A 14,146-nucleotide genomic window follows, 5' to 3' on the forward strand; every position below is an offset into this window, starting at 1 on the left:
TAAGGGCCGCGCACTGACCCAGAAAACAGTGCGCGGCCCTCTTTTCGCTATCCGGGGCTGGAGGAACCCGGGTAACGCAACCTGATTTTCGTTGACGAGATGCGGTTTTGTTCCGCCCTCAAAACAGAGTATAGGTTAGGCTGCCCTTAGTGCGCAAGGGGGCCCCGTTGTGGCCCTCGTCACTGACACATGCTTGGATAGTTGAACATGGAGCCACACGCACGAGAAGGGATTCGCAAAGGCACCGCCGAATACAGGCGGGCGAGTATCGCGCTCCTTTTCGCTGGACTGGCTATCTTCAATGCGCTCTACACCACCCAAGCACTACTGCCCACCCTGACAGACGAACTTGGCATGACGGAGGGCGAATCTGCCCTGACGGTGTCCGCCACCACGGGCGGGTTGGCGCTGTGCGTGGTCCCTGCCTCGATCCTCTCCGAACGCTTCGGGCGCGGCCGAGTGCTGATCATCTCGGCGCTACTGGCCACATGCCTAGGCCTGTGCCTTCCCCTCGCGGCGACCGGCGGGCAGCTCATCGCCATGCGTTTCATCCAGGGCTGCCTCATCGCGGGCACCCCGGCAGTGGCCATGACGTGGATTTCCGAAGAGATCGAATCCGATGACGCGGCCGGAGCGATGGGGCTCTACATCGCCGGCAATTCCATCGGCGGGTTGATCGGCCGTCTTGTGCCAGCATTCATTCTCGAGGTGGCTAGCTGGCGGTGGGCACTATTCGGCGGTGCAGTCACGGCGCTGCTCTTCGCAGTGATCATGTGCATCCTGCTGCCGCAGCAGCGCCGCTTCGAGGCCAAGGCCCTCAAGCCCGGCAATGAATTCGCCGCGATGCTCCGGCATTTGAGCGACTGGCGGTTGGTCGGACTGTACGCGACCGCGTTCTTCGGAATGGGCATGTTCGTCTCGGTGTACAACATGTTCGGCTTCCGGGCGATCGACCACTTCGGGCTCCCGCCGGCACTGGCCGGCCTGGTGTACCTGATGTATCTCTCCGGCACATGGTCGTCAGCGCGCGCGGGCGTGTACGTGAAGCAGGCGGGCCGCGGCCGTGTCCTCGTGGTCGCGGCCGGCATCATGCTGCTCGGCGCCATCACACTGATCAGTGGCAATCTGTGGTTCACACTGGCGGGCCTGCTGCTATTCACTGCCAGTTTCTTTGCCATGCACTCGGTCGCCTCCGGCTGGGTGGGCCAGGTGGCTACGCGCGATCGCGCAGAGGCGTCGAGTACCTACGTGTTCTTCTACTACATCGGCTCGTCTGCACTCGGCGCGCTGACCGGGTGGCTGTTCCAGTTCACCGGCTGGAGTGGATTCATCGGGATCGTCGCCGGATTCCTCGTCGCACTGGTGTGCATCGCTGGTTGGTTGGCGCTCACAGTGAAGAAAGGCGCGGAATCCCCGGAGCACCAGCACTGAGGAAACGGCGCACCGCGGCGGTGGCACGGCAGTCGTCGCCGTTGTAGCGGATCAGCATCTCGCGGGCCGCAGCGTCACCCAGGCGAGCTTCGCGGCGCAGCGCAACAGAGCGTTCGCCGTCGACATCGTCGTCATCCCAGACGAACCCGGCCACGGGCGCGACCACTTTAAGGCCGAGCCCGTCCGTGCCCACGAGGTGGCGGCGGACATGAGAGAAGACATCCACCCACTCGTTAGAAGCGATGAACGCACGGACCTCCGCCTCGTCGATGGAATCAAAACGCCGGGCCGATGCCATGAGCCAGTGGTTCTCGCCGCCGGCGGCGTAGCAATAGGCGCGGAAGGTCTTCCCCGACTCGTGGGCCTGAGCCCGCGCTGATTGGAGCCAGGTCCAGAACGCGAGGAAATTCTCCTCTTCGGCCTGGTTATCGGCCCCGCCGACGTCCTCCCAGGTGGCGAAGGCATGGTAGCGGTCGCCGTCAAAGGCACCCCACAGGTAGGCACCCTGGTCGAGATAAGCCTCCATATCCACGTCGATTTCGACATCGGCGCGCAATTCCTGCGCAGGAATGAAGTCCTCCCGGGCGAGCACCGGAATTCCTTCGCGCCAAGCACGGGCGATCTGGCTGGTCTCCCCCATGTCTGCCGCGATGGTCTCTGCCACCGTGGTGATCCCGCGTTCGCGCAGTGGACGAGCTTTTTGGCCAGGGAAGACCAAGGAGATGTCGTCCATATTCTTCAGTTCCGGCTCGCACAACGCCCAATAGCGGCAGCTCGCACACTGCTTCAAGCGCAGCGGACGCGTCGGCGTGGGCTTCGCCAAGGCTTCGCGGAGCGCCTCGACATAGCGCGCGGCATCCCCCACGTAGGCGCGCTCGCGGTCCTGGCCGACGACGGCGCCGAGCGGAGACGCACAACCAGCATCGGCAAGAAGCAGGCAGGCCATCGCGACCCTGTAACCGTCCACGGTGTGGTGGCGCGGCTTCGCTGCCGTGTCCAGAGGCTTTCCCAGACCCAGACGGCGGGTGGGAATGAACTGCATGGTCGCGGTCTGGCTCGGCCGTGCCACACGGTGGTTGGACACGATCACCGGAAGATAGGTTCCGTCGTCCTGCCGGGCAAGGATATCGATCTCCGCAAGCACCGGCACCCCGTCGATGTCGCCGGTCAGTGCCCCGTCGACGATCAAGGTAGTGCGGTCTTTCATGGCCTTTCGCGTGCTCGCCTCGCGCTCGGCCACCGGGAGCGCCGGGTCGAGGAGAAGGCGGGAGAAGGCTTTGCCGCGGCCGTCGCCAAGCGCCCTGCGCTCCGGCAGCAACCCAAAGACAGCCGCACGCCCAGCATCGACCTGCGGCTGGCGCTCGAGTGCCTCGGGCAGCGGCGGGATTTCCGGGTGCGTCAGACGCTGGCGGAGGCGGTACCTGCACCCCACCAAGTCGCCTGCCCGCACCAGCGAAACATCATCGCTTTCCATTTCTTTCACCGAGCCCAAGCCTATCGGCTCAACACAGGTAAAGTTGAACGGGACAAATTGCGACGAAACGGAATTATCCAGGAGAACCGACACCATGGGACTGTTCGAATCGATCCGCGCTTCCCGCGCTAAGACCAAGGCAGAGATCAAGGCCGCCGAGGCACGCGCACGCCAGCTGGCGAAGGATGAGGCCAAGCAGGACAAGCGCACCGCGAAGCTCCTCGATAAGGCAGAAAAGCGCCTGCTCAAGGAAGAGAAGAAGGGCCTGAAGAGCAAGCAGAAGCACGAGAAGCAGCTGGCTAAGGCCGAACTGAAGAAGATCCAGGAAGCTGGCTTCACCAAGAAGAAGGCCAAGCAGTGGGTCGGCGCTTCCCGCATTCTGCTGCCCATTCTCATTCCGCTGGCGTACCGCGCGCTGACCACCTACCAGGAAAAGCAGGTCAACGACCGCGCCCGCGCCGCTGGGCTTACCGCCACGGAAATGTCCCGCTACTCCAGCCAGGGCGCGGAACTCAAGGGCCGTGTCCAGGCCATCCGCCACCAGGTGGAGGAAAATGACGCGCTGGACAACAAGTTCCGCCGCGATGCGCAGGTGCGTCTCGACGAATTGGATGCTGCCGTGAACAACGTCGAGCAGATGAACGACGCTCAGCGCCGCCTCGCGCACGAGACGATCGACCGCGACATCAACAAACTCACCGCGGAAATCCAAGAGAAGACCTTGCGTAACTAACTGTGCGCAGTAGTTTTTTGCCCCTTAGTTCGGCGGTTCAGTTTCAAGCAGCTAGTATGTTTATACAAATAAGTAAGTTGTAAAAACTTTTCCGTGAAAGGGGCTGGATATGGCGCGACGTGAAGTCACCCAGTTCTATGACGATCTCGATGGATCGCCGCTGTCAGAGTCTGACCATCAGGCTGTCCACTTCAGCTTCAACGGCACTGAATACGTCCTCGACCTCTCCAAGGAGAATGTGAAGCGCTTCCACGAGGCGCTCATGCCGTACATCGCGGCCGCACGCGAGGTGCCGGCTGACCCGCGCAGCCGCGTTGACGCATCACAGATCCGCGCATGGGCGCGAAAGAAGGGAATGAAGGTCGCTCAGCGCGGAAAGATTCCTTTCGAGGTCATCGACGCCTACCGTCGCGCCAACGCGTAACGCTGCTGAACCTTTCTTTTACAGCACTCCCTGCTCGCGGGCCGACGCCACCGCGGAGGTGCGGGAACGCACACCGAGCTTGTCGTAGATGTGCACGAGGTGGGATTTCACCGTTGCCTCGGAGAGCATGAGCTGCTGGCCGATCTCGCGGTTCGATGAGCCACCCGCGACAAGTTGAAGCACCTCGAGCTCGCGCGGAGTGAGCGAGGAGCGTGGGCTGCGGTCCCGCGTCTGCAGACGGTTGCGCACCATCGGCGACATTGCCTGGTCGCCTTTCGCGGTCGAACGGACCGCGGCGAGTAGCTCGCTCGGCGGGGCGTCTTTGAGCAGGTAGCCGACGGCACCGGCCTCTATTGCGCCGAGAATATCCGCGTCGGTGTCGTAATTGGTCACCACCAGCACCTTCGGCGGGTTCGCCATGGAGGAGCGGATCTCCGCGGTCGCCTCCGCACCGGTAGTCACCCGCGTGCCTTGGGCGCCGGCACCGAAGCGGAGGTCCATGAGGATAACGTCGATGCCACCCGCTTGGGCGGTCGCAATGGCCCCTTCGGCAGTGGCCACTTCACCGACGACGATGATGTCGTCGGCGGCCTCCAACACTGAGCGAAGGCCGAGGCGGACGATCTCGTGATCGTCGGCAAGCAAGACGCGAATCATTCTTCCTCCTCAATCTTTCGGTTGATCCTACTCTCCTTGTCGTCGGGCGCGGCCACCGACTCGTCCACGGGCACGGCGACCGAGACGGCAGTGGGCCCGCCCGGAGCGGATTCGAGGATGAGTTCGCCGCCCAATTCCCGCGCACGCGTCCGCATTGCATCCACACCCAAGTGGCCGAGCCCGACCGGCTTTTCCGGCAGCGCGTTCACATCGAATCCGGCGCCGTTGTCCACGACGTCCAGGCGCACCTCCCCCGGCGCGAATGTCAGGGTCACGCGGGCACGCGTCGCGCCAGAATGCTTGACGACGTTGCCCACCGCCCCCTGCGCGATCCGCAACAGCCCGGCTTCCACCCGCATCGGCAACTGATGTGGTTCCCCGTCCACGTCAACGTCAATGGAAATATCACCGGCGTGGGCGAAAGAGTTGGCGATCCGCTCCAGTGCCTCCGGGAGGGACGTCTCGGACAAAGGCGCCGGCGTGAGAGCCGCGATCATGGCGCGGGTTTCGGACAGATTGTCCGAGGCCGAATGCCGGGCCGTCTCGAGCCTGCCCAACGGGACCCGAAGCTCTTCCTCGCTCAACCCCGTACCGCGCAAATCCCGCTCCGCGGCATGGAGCAGCATCTGGATACTGGACAGGGACTGCGCCACCGTGTCGTGAATCTCGTGGGCGAGACGCTGGCGCTCCTGGGCGATGCCGGCCTCACGTTCCGTGGCGGCGAGCCGGTCCTGAGTACTCACCAGTTCGTCGATCAGTGCTGCGCGTTCCGCGCTCACCCGGACGATGACTTTGAACGCGTACGTGATCATCACGACCACGAGCGCGGAGACCGCCGGGCCCATCACACCGCCAAGGGTCAGCCCACGCGGGACCTGCATGAATACCGCGATGGCCAACACCCCCGTCACACCGATGATGCCGATCCAATTGTCGGCCGACCGCATGAACAGGAAGAACAGCGTGAACACCCAGTACACCGCGACGGGAGTGAAGATCATCGCCACGATCCACACGCCGGTCAGTCCGAGCAACCACACGAGGCGCCCGACGGTATTCAAGCGCGGCATATTCAGCGCACCGAAGGCGTACATGAAGCCGAAGACAACGATCAAGAGCACTAGCACCGCCGCTTGCTCGAGGCTCGCGCCGACGATTCCGCCGAAGGACACGAGCAGCAGCGAGAAGGTCAGCAGCGCGATACCGACATCGAGCGCCCGAGTGCCGGGAGCATCCTCCCCGTTTTCCCCTCTCGGTAGCATGGCTGTCATGCGAATGAGCGTACCTTCTGCCTGCACCCACGCCCGCACCACCGTCATCGGCGGTGCCCTCGCTTGCGCGGCAGCGCTCACACTCAGCGCCTGCACCCCCACTGTCGAACAAGATCCGCAACAGAAGCCGCCAGCCGACTCAACCACCGCGTCCGGGCAGGAAGTAGCCGCCCACGATTCCGGTCTCCCGGCTGAGGCGCGTCCCGAGGTCGCCCGCGACGGCGTTACCGACTGTCCATATTTGGAGACCCAATTCGTTGCGGAGACCAACGGCCAGAAAGTCACTGCGAGCGGTACCGACGAACGCTTCGACACCCCTGCCTGCGTATTTTGGTCGTACCCAGACGAGCCGCAGTTGCAGGTCATTGTCCGGCACACCGGCAGCGCTGAGGAGGCACGTGCGGTGGTGGACCACTTCGCGCCAGTGGACCTGACCGATCTGGCGGAAGATCCCGCGGGGTGGAGTGGCGGCCGCGCCGGAGGCGGCGTCATCCCCGGAGCAGTCGGCGGCGTCTACGCGGTGGCAAAGGATGCAGTTGCAATCGTTGTGCTGACCAACCAAAAGGAATCGGTGAAAGCGCAGCTCATCGCTGAGCAAGCAATAGCGAATCTGTCCCTTTAATATGTGGGGCATGAACCGCTTCCGCCCCCGAGACCGACGCACACGTCTCCGCGCCGCCGCCGTCCCGGCGGTAGCGGTGTCGCTGGTGCTCGCGCTCGCTGGCTGCGGATCGGACGGCGAATCCGAACGCGTCACCGTCGAGGTCCCCACCACTGTCACGGTGACTGCTGATCCGAAGGACCTGCCGTCCTCCTACGATTTGTATGTCGCACTTGGCGATTCGTATGCGGCAATGGGTTCGGCCGACGGTCCGTTCGAGGGGCCGGAATTCTGCGCGCGCAGCGAGGATAATTACCCGCACATGCTGGCGGATCTCTACCCGGGCATCAACGAGAAGCGCGGCTTCATCGATGCAACCTGCCAGGGCTCCACCACCGCGCACATCTACAGCGAGCGCGACATCAGCGACGCCCTCGACGCCGAAGAGGCGGAAGCAGCCGAGGACGCAGAAAAGGACGCCGAAAAAGACCTAGAATCAACAGCAGAAACCACTTCTCGTCCGACATCCAGCTCACAGCAGACCTCCGCCACCGCGCCAACGTCGCCGAGCAGCACCAGCACGGAGCCGTCGACAAGCGAAGATGCGGGCCCCGAGAAGAACCCGAGCGTGCTCGCAGCGCAGATCGATGCGCTGGAGCCCGACACGGACCTGATCACGCTGTCGATCGGCGGCAACGACCTCAGTTTCGGGCCGTGGAGCCGCTGCATCACCGGCATGCTCGAGAACCGTGGCGAGGAAGATTGCGACGAAGGGCTCTACGACGAATCTGCCCGCGCATTGCTCGACCTTCCGAGCAGGCTCGACGACATTTACCGCCGCATCCACGAGAAAGCGCCCGACGCGACCATCATCACCACCGGGTACATGCCGATCGCTTCGCTTCGCGACGAATGCGAGGCCACCGCCGATCTGCCCAGCGGCACCCTGAACTGGGCAGCCGGCCTCACGGTGACCATGAACGCGATAGTGCGCGACGCCGCCACCCGAAACGGCGCGCTCTACGTCCTGCCCGCCAATGCGGAATTCCACTCCGTGTGCGCGCCCGCCAACGAGCGGTGGACGGACCCCACCGGCGAGGAAACCAATTCCTTCCCCGCGCACCCCACGCCCGCCGGGCAGAAAGCAATGGCGGAAGCGATCGCGGACGTGCTGAAGAAGCTCTAGGGCTACACCGCCACGTCGTTGTACGGCATCAGCGGCGACAGCCACGGGAACACGACGTTCATCAGCAAGAAGAACACCGCAACCAGCAACGCGATGAGAATGAGCACCTTCACGGGAGTCGGCCCCGGCAGCGCACGCCACAAAATTCGGTACATGGTCTACGCGTCCTTTCCGCTCGTCATCGCCGGCGGCGGGCCAGCTGATTTATCCCGCGCGTCGGTCTGCACGGCGTGAATGATCATGCGCTCCGCATTCGAGAATTGCGGGTGGCACGTCGTCAACGTGATCATACGGCCAAGCCCGTTTGCGCTCGCCCCTTCAGCGCCGGGCACCGGAGCGAGCACCGACGTGTCGCTCGGCAACGTGATGTGGCGGCCGAGAACATGCGCGTAGCGCCCTTCCGTGACCTCAGTCAACATCGGTTCGGACAAACAGCTTGACGACGCCGCCGTGCGCCCTTCCTTCCCCTCCTCCATCGGGAGAACCCGGTAGGTGAACCACTGCGTCTGCGTTTCCACCACGATGGCATCGCACGCTTTCAGGTGGCCCAAGTCGTTGAATGGTGCGCCCTTGCCCACGCGGTGCCCCGCCAGCGCGAAATTGCCTGCCTCATCCGGCATCTGCGAGTCCGAATAATGTCCCGGTCCTGCCAGCAGCGTCTCATCGTCGGTACCTTCCAGCACCGCGTAGTGGTAATCCGTACCGAAGACGGGGATGTGCAGTTGCGCGAATGCCTCGCCCATTTCCGCGATGTGGTTGCCGCGGGGATTACGCCATTCGTCGTCAAGCTGTTGTTGCGCTTCTTTCTGCATCTCGCCTGACGTCAGATTCGTCCAGAATGCCTCGTAGAACGCGAAAAGCAAGAGAATAACACCGACGGTGATGAAGATTTCGCCGATCACTTCCCGCACTGTGACTCGGGCGCGTGCGGGAATTTCCACCGATGATGACATGGGCCTAACATTAACCCACAGCACGCCGCACACCGGCGTTTCTGCTCTGCTGCCGCATCATTCGAGAGGAGCCCGTTACACCCATGCTTCTGCTTCTCGAAGCATTCGTCTGGCCCGTCTCCGCCGTCATGAAGATGTGGCATTGGCTCCTCGCGCAGGTCCTCGGCGTCGCGCCCGACACCGCATGGGTGATGTCGATCGTGCTGCTCGTGATCACGGTGCGCGCACTCCTCGTGCCCTTCAACTGGCAGATGTACCGCTCCACCCGCATGATGCTGATGATGCGGCCCGAGCAGGAGAGACTCGAGAAACGCTACGGCGAATCCACCGAGGCAGAAGACATCGTCGCACACGATGAGGCTCTCCAAGAGCTGAATAAGGAATACGGCTACAACCCGATGACCGGCTGTATTCCGCCGCTGGTGCAGATCCCGTTCATCCTGGGCCTCTACCGCCTGCTCATGTGGATGTCCGTGCCGGAAAACGGCCGCACCAACTCGAATATCGGCCTGCTCACCCCCGAAGACATCGCCAGCTTCCTCGACGCTTCCTTCATGGGCGTGCCGCTACCTGCGTACGTGTCCATGTCCGCCGAGCAATTCGCCGCCCTGGGCACCTCGAACGAACAAGTGCGCGCCGTCGCGATTCCTTTGCTCATCTTCGCCCTGATCTTCACCACCGTGAACACCTTCGTCGGGCAGCTACGCACCCGCACCCACCTGGATTGGAGCTCCACGGTCCCACGCACCGTCTACAAGTGGATGTGGGGAATGATGGTCATCATTCCGATCATGCTCGGTTTCGCCGGAATGACCGGCCTCATCCCAGTGGCCCTTCTCATGTACTGGTTCCTGGGCAATCTGTGGACGCTGTCCCAATCCGTACTCATCTGGTACGTCCTGGCGAGGAAGTACCCGCTGCGCGAGGTGCACAAGGAGCAGATTCACACCTCCCGCGCCAAGGCCCTGGACGAACAACGCGAAGAGAAGCAGATCAAGAAGACTGCCAAGCGTTCCTGGCGCCGCCGGAAGCTCAAAGCACTCGCCCACCCGACGACCATCGTACAGGTCCGCCGCGACATCAAGGCCGAAAAAGCGGCCATGAAGGCAGAGCGGAAAGAAGCCAAGCAAGAAAAGAAATCTCTCCAAAAAGCCCGCAACAAGGTCCGCTCCGATATCCGCAAGACCGAGATGGAAAAGCGGTTTGAAGAGCGCAAGCGGAAGAAAGCAAAAGCAGCTGGGGATGCGAGCTCGGAAAACTGCGATAGCTCGGATAATTCCGATAGCTCCGATGGCGCCGCTGATTCCGATCAGATGGAGTAGTCCGCCGGCGGGGCGGACAGCATCTGCCGCGCCAAGTCCTTGGCAGTGAGCAGCGGCCCCACTTCGCGGCTGATACGGGCTCCGGTCATGCCGCCGTCGAGAAAGATCAACAGCTGGCTGGCCTGAGTGCCGGACGGGTATCCGTTCTTCTTATCCAGCAGCTCGGTCATCGTGGCATGCATCCAATTGCGGTGATCCACGCAGGCGGCGACGATATTGTGCTCTGAATCCGTCTCCGGGCGCGGGTATTCCGTCGCGGCATTGACAAAGGGAGAGCCACGGAAATCCTTGGCGGGCTCCTCCTCGATGGCCATGTCGAAGAACGCCAAGATCTTGGAGTCCGCATCCGTCATTGCGGCGGTGCGCTCGGACCACCGGTCCCGGTATTCGTCGTCAAGCTTCTGCAAATACGCGATGACCAGGTTGTCCTTGGAACCCAACAGGGAGTACAAGGATGCCTTTGCGACGTCGGCTTCGCGGAGAATCCGGTCGATGCCGATGACACGGATGCCCTCTTCCGTGAAGAGCTTCGTCGCCGCGTCCAACAGGCGCTGACGCGGGGCCGGCCGGTTCCGTCGACGCGATGCCGGCTTCTTCTTCGCGGTGGCGGCGCGATCCTGAGTCACCACATTTCTCCTTCTAGCTCGACCATCTCCACCACATAATAGACAAACCGGTACGTTCATACAACGCATGGATGCGCGCGCGGATGTGCGTGCAGGTGCGGCTCCGCGCATGAAAAAGCTCCCGCCCTCGCAGTGCGAGAAACGGGAGCTAGAGTCAGTGAGCCCGACTGCCTTTAACGACGGCGGCCGGTGACCTGGTTGACGATCCAGAGCACGATCACGGCGCCCAGGATGCATGTCAGGAAGCTGAAGAACCAGCCCTTGGACTCAACGTCAATGATAAGTCCGAGCAGTGCGCCACCGAGCAGACCACCGACGACACCGCAAGCGATGTTGGCGAGAATGCCCATGGAAGCGTCACGGTTCATAATCATCGAAGCAATCCAGCCGGCGATGCCGCCGAGCACGATCCAACCCAGGAAGCCCAGAGAAATAGTAGACATAATTTAATTTCCTCTCATTCTGAATGAAATACCGTACCTATTATGCCTTGTTAATAGGTCGCGTGGGCAACGAAAGCCCCACGGTTAGGTAACGTTTCACCAACCGTGGGGAACATTTTCGCGCCGCAACCTGCGGTTATTCCGGCAGACGCTCCGGGCGCACGACCATCATCGGGCACGGCGCCGCCTGCAGCAGAGCGCGCGACGTGGAGCCGAGCAGCATGCCCTTGAAGCCGCCACGGCCGTGGGAACCGGTGATGAGCAATTGGGCTTCCTTCGCGTGGTCCACCAGGGCACGCACCGGACGGTCCTGCGTGACCACCTTGGTCACCTTCACGTCCGGGTACTTAGCCTCAAGAGGTGCCAGTCCCTGCTCCAGCTTCTCCCGGCGCTCCTGCTCGAACCGCTTCCAGCTTGCGTCGCCAAGGATCGCACCTGCGACCGGCTCGTGCACCTGGTTCTCCAGGTAGGTGTGCACAGCGATGAGCTCCGCGCCGCGGGCCTGCGCCTCCTCAAACGCGACCTCGGTAGCCTTCACGGAGACATCGGAGCCGTCCACACCGACAACCACCGGGCCGTACTTCGTCTGTTCGGTCACCGCATTGTCCTCGCGGACGACAACCACCGGGCAGGAAGCGTGCGCCACCACAGCCGCGGAGACCGAACCGAGCACCATGCCGGACAGACCGCCGAGACCGCGGGAGCCCATGACGATCATGGTCGCGTCCTTGGACAGGCCGAGCAGCATGTCGATCGGGGAGCCCTCAGCGACGGTGTGCCCGATCTCCAGATCCGGGGCCACTTCCTTGGCGATCTCGCGAGCAGCATCGATCTTGCGCAGGCACTCATTCTGCAGATCGTCAAAGAGCTCCTGCGGCGGGACCATGCCTTCGGCGTACAAGAACTGCGGCATGGTGTAGGAAGAGGCGAGCTGCAGCGGGACACCACGCTTCAGCGCCGTGTTAGCAGCCCAACGGACCGCGTTGTTTGAAGGCTCGCCGCCGTCGACAGCGACGATGACCAAATCCTGGTTGCTCATGGGAACGTGCCTTTCCGTAACCTACGACGTGACGCGCCTAGAGGTGGTGGTCACCTGACACCTTCATTGTAACCCTGACGACACAGGGCACGGGCAGAGCTTATTTCGGGATTTCGATCGGGAAGGCGGCCTCTGCGTTGGCCGGGAACAAAGCGGTGTAGATCGCCCACAGGACCTCAGCAATAGACTTGCCGATGCCGTGGCTGGAGAATTCGGTGAGCTGGGCAGTGATTGCATCAAGATTCATGTGACCTAAGTTAATACATGTGACTCGATCTGGGAAATGTGCCGTCAGGGAAATCCTCACCGAAACCTCTACAGTCAACACTCGGCTCCGAGTAGAAAGTTGATCAATGAGTCGATTCGACCCCACCCACTGCTTGCAGGTGAACGGTTCATCGACCGACGAGATCTTGCCGATTGTGGACCCCGTCGAGACCGTCAAACGGGCGCCATCGCGCCTCGACGGTAGCACCACTTTCACACTGGCATTGTGGAAATTGCCGCCAGGCATGCGTCTGTGGGACGAGCTCCCCGGAGCGTGGCCCTATGAGTTCCTCCAAGCCATCGGGAGTAGGGAAGCGATGATTATCGAGATTAGCAGCGAGGACGCGTCAGGCGAGCTACACCTCTACCGGCTAGATCACCGTGCAGACTCATCCCACTCTGAGATCGTGCAGCTTAACGTGCGGGGCAGGATAGAACGGGTGCGCGCTTCACAACTGTTCGACTCAAAGGAAGCCGCGGAAGTTTTTGCGGACTATTACCGTAACGAGTCCGTTTCTTCGCGCTACACACTTGACCAGCTACAATAGCGCATCACGCGGTCTCGGCTCCGCCTCAGGATAGGGTCTGAAGTCATGCCCTCCTTTGAGAACAGACAATAGCTTTGGAACAACAACTGTGCTGGTGACCCAACTTTGACTGACCGTAGCAAGAGCATCCATCGCTCACGCCGCAAACGACGCCCTCCGCTCCCTCCGCGTGGAGGGCTTGGCGCCACGAGGGCGCGCGTTCCCGAGGGTGAGCCGATACGGGCGTGGGATCTCATCTGGCACCTCATTTCCACGCAACGCCACAGGCACCCAGAAGACAACGAAAGTGCCGTCAGTGAGCGCTTCGCGCGGGGCGAGGTAGTGCTTATCGACGCCTCCCCTGTCGCACCCGACGCCCTGCTCACCCCCGGGACCGATGTGTTCTTCTACCGCCGGCCCGCTCCTGAAGCACGCGTGCCATACGAAATCGACACAGTCTTCGAAGACGACAACATCCTGGTGGTGAACAAACCGCCCTTTCTGGCTACGATGCCGCGGGGATCGCACATCACGGAAAGCGTCACCGTTCGGCTACGCCGGGCGACCGGCAACCAGGAGCTGACGCCGGCGCACCGCCTCGACCGGGCGACATCCGGCCTGATTTTGCTGACCAAACGCGCAGAGTTACGTGGCGCATACCAGGAACTCTTCACCCGCCGTGAAGTAGACAAAATCTACGAGGCGATCGCCGACGATATTGGGCTCAACGCTCCCCTTAAATGGGAGCACCACATCGAGAAGACCGAAGGCGAGCCGGCCGCACGCATTCTCTCCGAGCGGAAGCCGAACGCCCTCACATACGTTTCCGATATCCAACCACTAACCGACCGCCCCGGCGCCGGGCGATATCTCCTTCACCCTGTCACGGGGCGCACCCACCAACTCCGGGTGCAGATGCTCGCCGCCGGCATCCCGATTCACGGCGATCCGATCTATCCCCGCATCCACGCTCTCGACGAGGAGGACTTCGCTACACCGATGCTGCTCAGCTCCGTAGGACTCAGCTTCACTGATCCTTTGAGCGGACAAAAGCGCCGATTCACCACTCCAGGGTTCTCCGGCTTCCCTATTCCACAACCATAGATTGCACCCAATTGTAAAGGGATACCTAGACACGACAAAAGACCGGCTCCCGTGCCCATCTTTGGGCAGGCAGCCGGTCTCATATGTG

The 14,146-nt window shown here is 62.3% G+C and carries 17 protein-coding genes; 8 read left to right on the top strand and 9 right to left on the bottom strand.

Annotated features, from left to right (window positions below):
* The first annotated feature begins 207 nt into the window (after window positions 1–207).
* On the top strand, window positions 208–1,431 hold the full coding sequence (locus M3G19_RS07575; RefSeq protein ID WP_259902003.1) for an MFS transporter: 1,224 nt from the start codon (window positions 208–210) through the stop codon (window positions 1,429–1,431).
* Here M3G19_RS07575 and M3G19_RS07580 read toward each other — a convergent pair.
* On the bottom strand, window positions 1,388–2,905 hold the full coding sequence (locus M3G19_RS07580) for a TM0106 family RecB-like putative nuclease (protein WP_259902004.1): 1,518 nt from the start codon (window positions 2,903–2,905) through the stop codon (window positions 1,388–1,390). The two genes, M3G19_RS07575 and M3G19_RS07580, sit on opposite strands and share 44 nt — an antisense overlap.
* Window positions 2,906–2,999: 94 nt before the next feature.
* Here M3G19_RS07580 and M3G19_RS07585 point away from each other — a divergent pair, with 94 nt between their 5' ends.
* Window positions 3,000–3,638, top strand: coding sequence for a DUF6474 family protein (locus M3G19_RS07585; RefSeq protein ID WP_210574451.1), 639 nt, complete (start codon window positions 3,000–3,002; stop codon window positions 3,636–3,638).
* 109 nt (window positions 3,639–3,747) lie between these two features.
* Entirely contained in the window at window positions 3,748–4,062 is a 315-nt protein-coding gene (locus M3G19_RS07590; protein WP_259902005.1) for an Lsr2 family protein, read from the top strand.
* 18 nt (window positions 4,063–4,080) lie between these two features.
* Here the strand turns inward: M3G19_RS07590 and M3G19_RS07595 are convergent, their stop codons facing one another.
* Both M3G19_RS07595 and M3G19_RS07600 read right to left on the bottom strand, forming a co-directional pair.
* Window positions 4,081–4,719 carry a response regulator transcription factor gene (locus tag M3G19_RS07595; protein ID WP_259902006.1) on the bottom strand — a complete coding sequence of 213 codons (639 nt, stop codon included), beginning with the start codon at window positions 4,717–4,719 and terminating at the stop codon, window positions 4,081–4,083.
* Window positions 4,716–5,990, bottom strand: a complete 1,275-nt coding sequence (locus M3G19_RS07600; RefSeq protein WP_259902008.1) for a sensor histidine kinase — start codon at window positions 5,988–5,990, stop codon at window positions 4,716–4,718. The genes M3G19_RS07595 and M3G19_RS07600 overlap by 4 nt, the downstream gene beginning before the upstream one ends.
* On the opposite strand from M3G19_RS07600, the gene M3G19_RS07605 reads away from it, so the two are divergent.
* Together M3G19_RS07605 and M3G19_RS07610 are read left to right on the top strand one after the other, a co-directional pair.
* The gene (locus M3G19_RS07605; protein ID WP_259902009.1) at window positions 5,989–6,612 is read left to right on the top strand and encodes a DUF2020 domain-containing protein; all 624 of its coding nucleotides are present in this window, start codon (window positions 5,989–5,991) and stop codon (window positions 6,610–6,612) included. The two genes, M3G19_RS07600 and M3G19_RS07605, sit on opposite strands and share 2 nt — an antisense overlap.
* Window positions 6,613–6,622: 10 nt before the next feature.
* Entirely contained in the window at window positions 6,623–7,777 is a 1,155-nt protein-coding gene (locus tag M3G19_RS07610; RefSeq protein ID WP_259902010.1) for an SGNH/GDSL hydrolase family protein, read from the top strand.
* A 2-nt stretch (window positions 7,778–7,779) separates the two neighbouring features.
* Here M3G19_RS07610 and M3G19_RS07615 read toward each other — a convergent pair whose 3' ends face one another.
* Together M3G19_RS07615 and M3G19_RS07620 are read right to left on the bottom strand one after the other, a co-directional pair.
* Complete coding sequence (locus tag M3G19_RS07615; protein WP_210574440.1) at window positions 7,780–7,932, bottom strand: hypothetical protein; 153 nt, start codon at window positions 7,930–7,932, stop codon at window positions 7,780–7,782.
* Between the two features lie 3 nt (window positions 7,933–7,935).
* On the bottom strand, window positions 7,936–8,730 hold the full coding sequence (locus tag M3G19_RS07620) for a class E sortase (protein ID WP_259902011.1): 795 nt from the start codon (window positions 8,728–8,730) through the stop codon (window positions 7,936–7,938).
* An 83-nt stretch (window positions 8,731–8,813) separates the two neighbouring features.
* Between M3G19_RS07620 and yidC the strand changes: the two genes are divergently transcribed.
* Window positions 8,814–10,052 carry a membrane protein insertase YidC gene (gene yidC / locus M3G19_RS07625; protein WP_259902012.1) on the top strand — a complete coding sequence of 413 codons (1,239 nt, stop codon included), beginning with the start codon at window positions 8,814–8,816 and terminating at the stop codon, window positions 10,050–10,052.
* On the opposite strand, the gene M3G19_RS07630 is transcribed toward yidC, so the two are convergent.
* The 4 genes from M3G19_RS07630 to M3G19_RS07645 all read right to left on the bottom strand — a co-directional run bounded on the left by M3G19_RS07630 (window position 10,040) and on the right by M3G19_RS07645 (window position 12,407).
* Window positions 10,040–10,678: a TetR/AcrR family transcriptional regulator gene (locus tag M3G19_RS07630; protein WP_259902014.1), complete on the bottom strand. Its 639-nt coding sequence runs from the start codon at window positions 10,676–10,678 to the stop codon at window positions 10,040–10,042. The genes yidC and M3G19_RS07630 overlap by 13 nt on opposite strands.
* A 173-nt stretch (window positions 10,679–10,851) precedes the next feature.
* Entirely contained in the window at window positions 10,852–11,121 is a 270-nt protein-coding gene (locus tag M3G19_RS07635; RefSeq protein WP_259902015.1) for a GlsB/YeaQ/YmgE family stress response membrane protein, read from the bottom strand.
* A 136-nt stretch (window positions 11,122–11,257) separates the two neighbouring features.
* Window positions 11,258–12,160: a universal stress protein gene (locus tag M3G19_RS07640; RefSeq protein ID WP_259902016.1), complete on the bottom strand. Its 903-nt coding sequence runs from the start codon at window positions 12,158–12,160 to the stop codon at window positions 11,258–11,260.
* A 100-nt stretch (window positions 12,161–12,260) separates the two neighbouring features.
* The gene (locus M3G19_RS07645) at window positions 12,261–12,407 is read right to left on the bottom strand and encodes a hypothetical protein (RefSeq protein ID WP_259902017.1); all 147 of its coding nucleotides are present in this window, start codon (window positions 12,405–12,407) and stop codon (window positions 12,261–12,263) included.
* Between the two features lie 106 nt (window positions 12,408–12,513).
* Between M3G19_RS07645 and M3G19_RS07650 the strand changes: the two genes are divergently transcribed.
* Together M3G19_RS07650 and M3G19_RS07655 are read left to right on the top strand one after the other, a co-directional pair.
* Window positions 12,514–12,975: a hypothetical protein gene (locus tag M3G19_RS07650; protein WP_259902018.1), complete on the top strand. Its 462-nt coding sequence runs from the start codon at window positions 12,514–12,516 to the stop codon at window positions 12,973–12,975.
* 321 nt (window positions 12,976–13,296) lie between these two features.
* Window positions 13,297–14,058 carry a pseudouridine synthase gene (locus M3G19_RS07655; protein WP_311198342.1) on the top strand — a complete coding sequence of 254 codons (762 nt, stop codon included), beginning with the start codon at window positions 13,297–13,299 and terminating at the stop codon, window positions 14,056–14,058.
* The last annotated feature ends 88 nt before the right edge of the window (window positions 14,059–14,146 follow it).

The sequence above is a fragment of the Corynebacterium sp. p3-SID1194 genome (assembly GCF_025144155.1).
In the GTDB taxonomy this organism is placed as follows: Bacteria; Actinomycetota; Actinomycetes; order Mycobacteriales; family Mycobacteriaceae; genus Corynebacterium.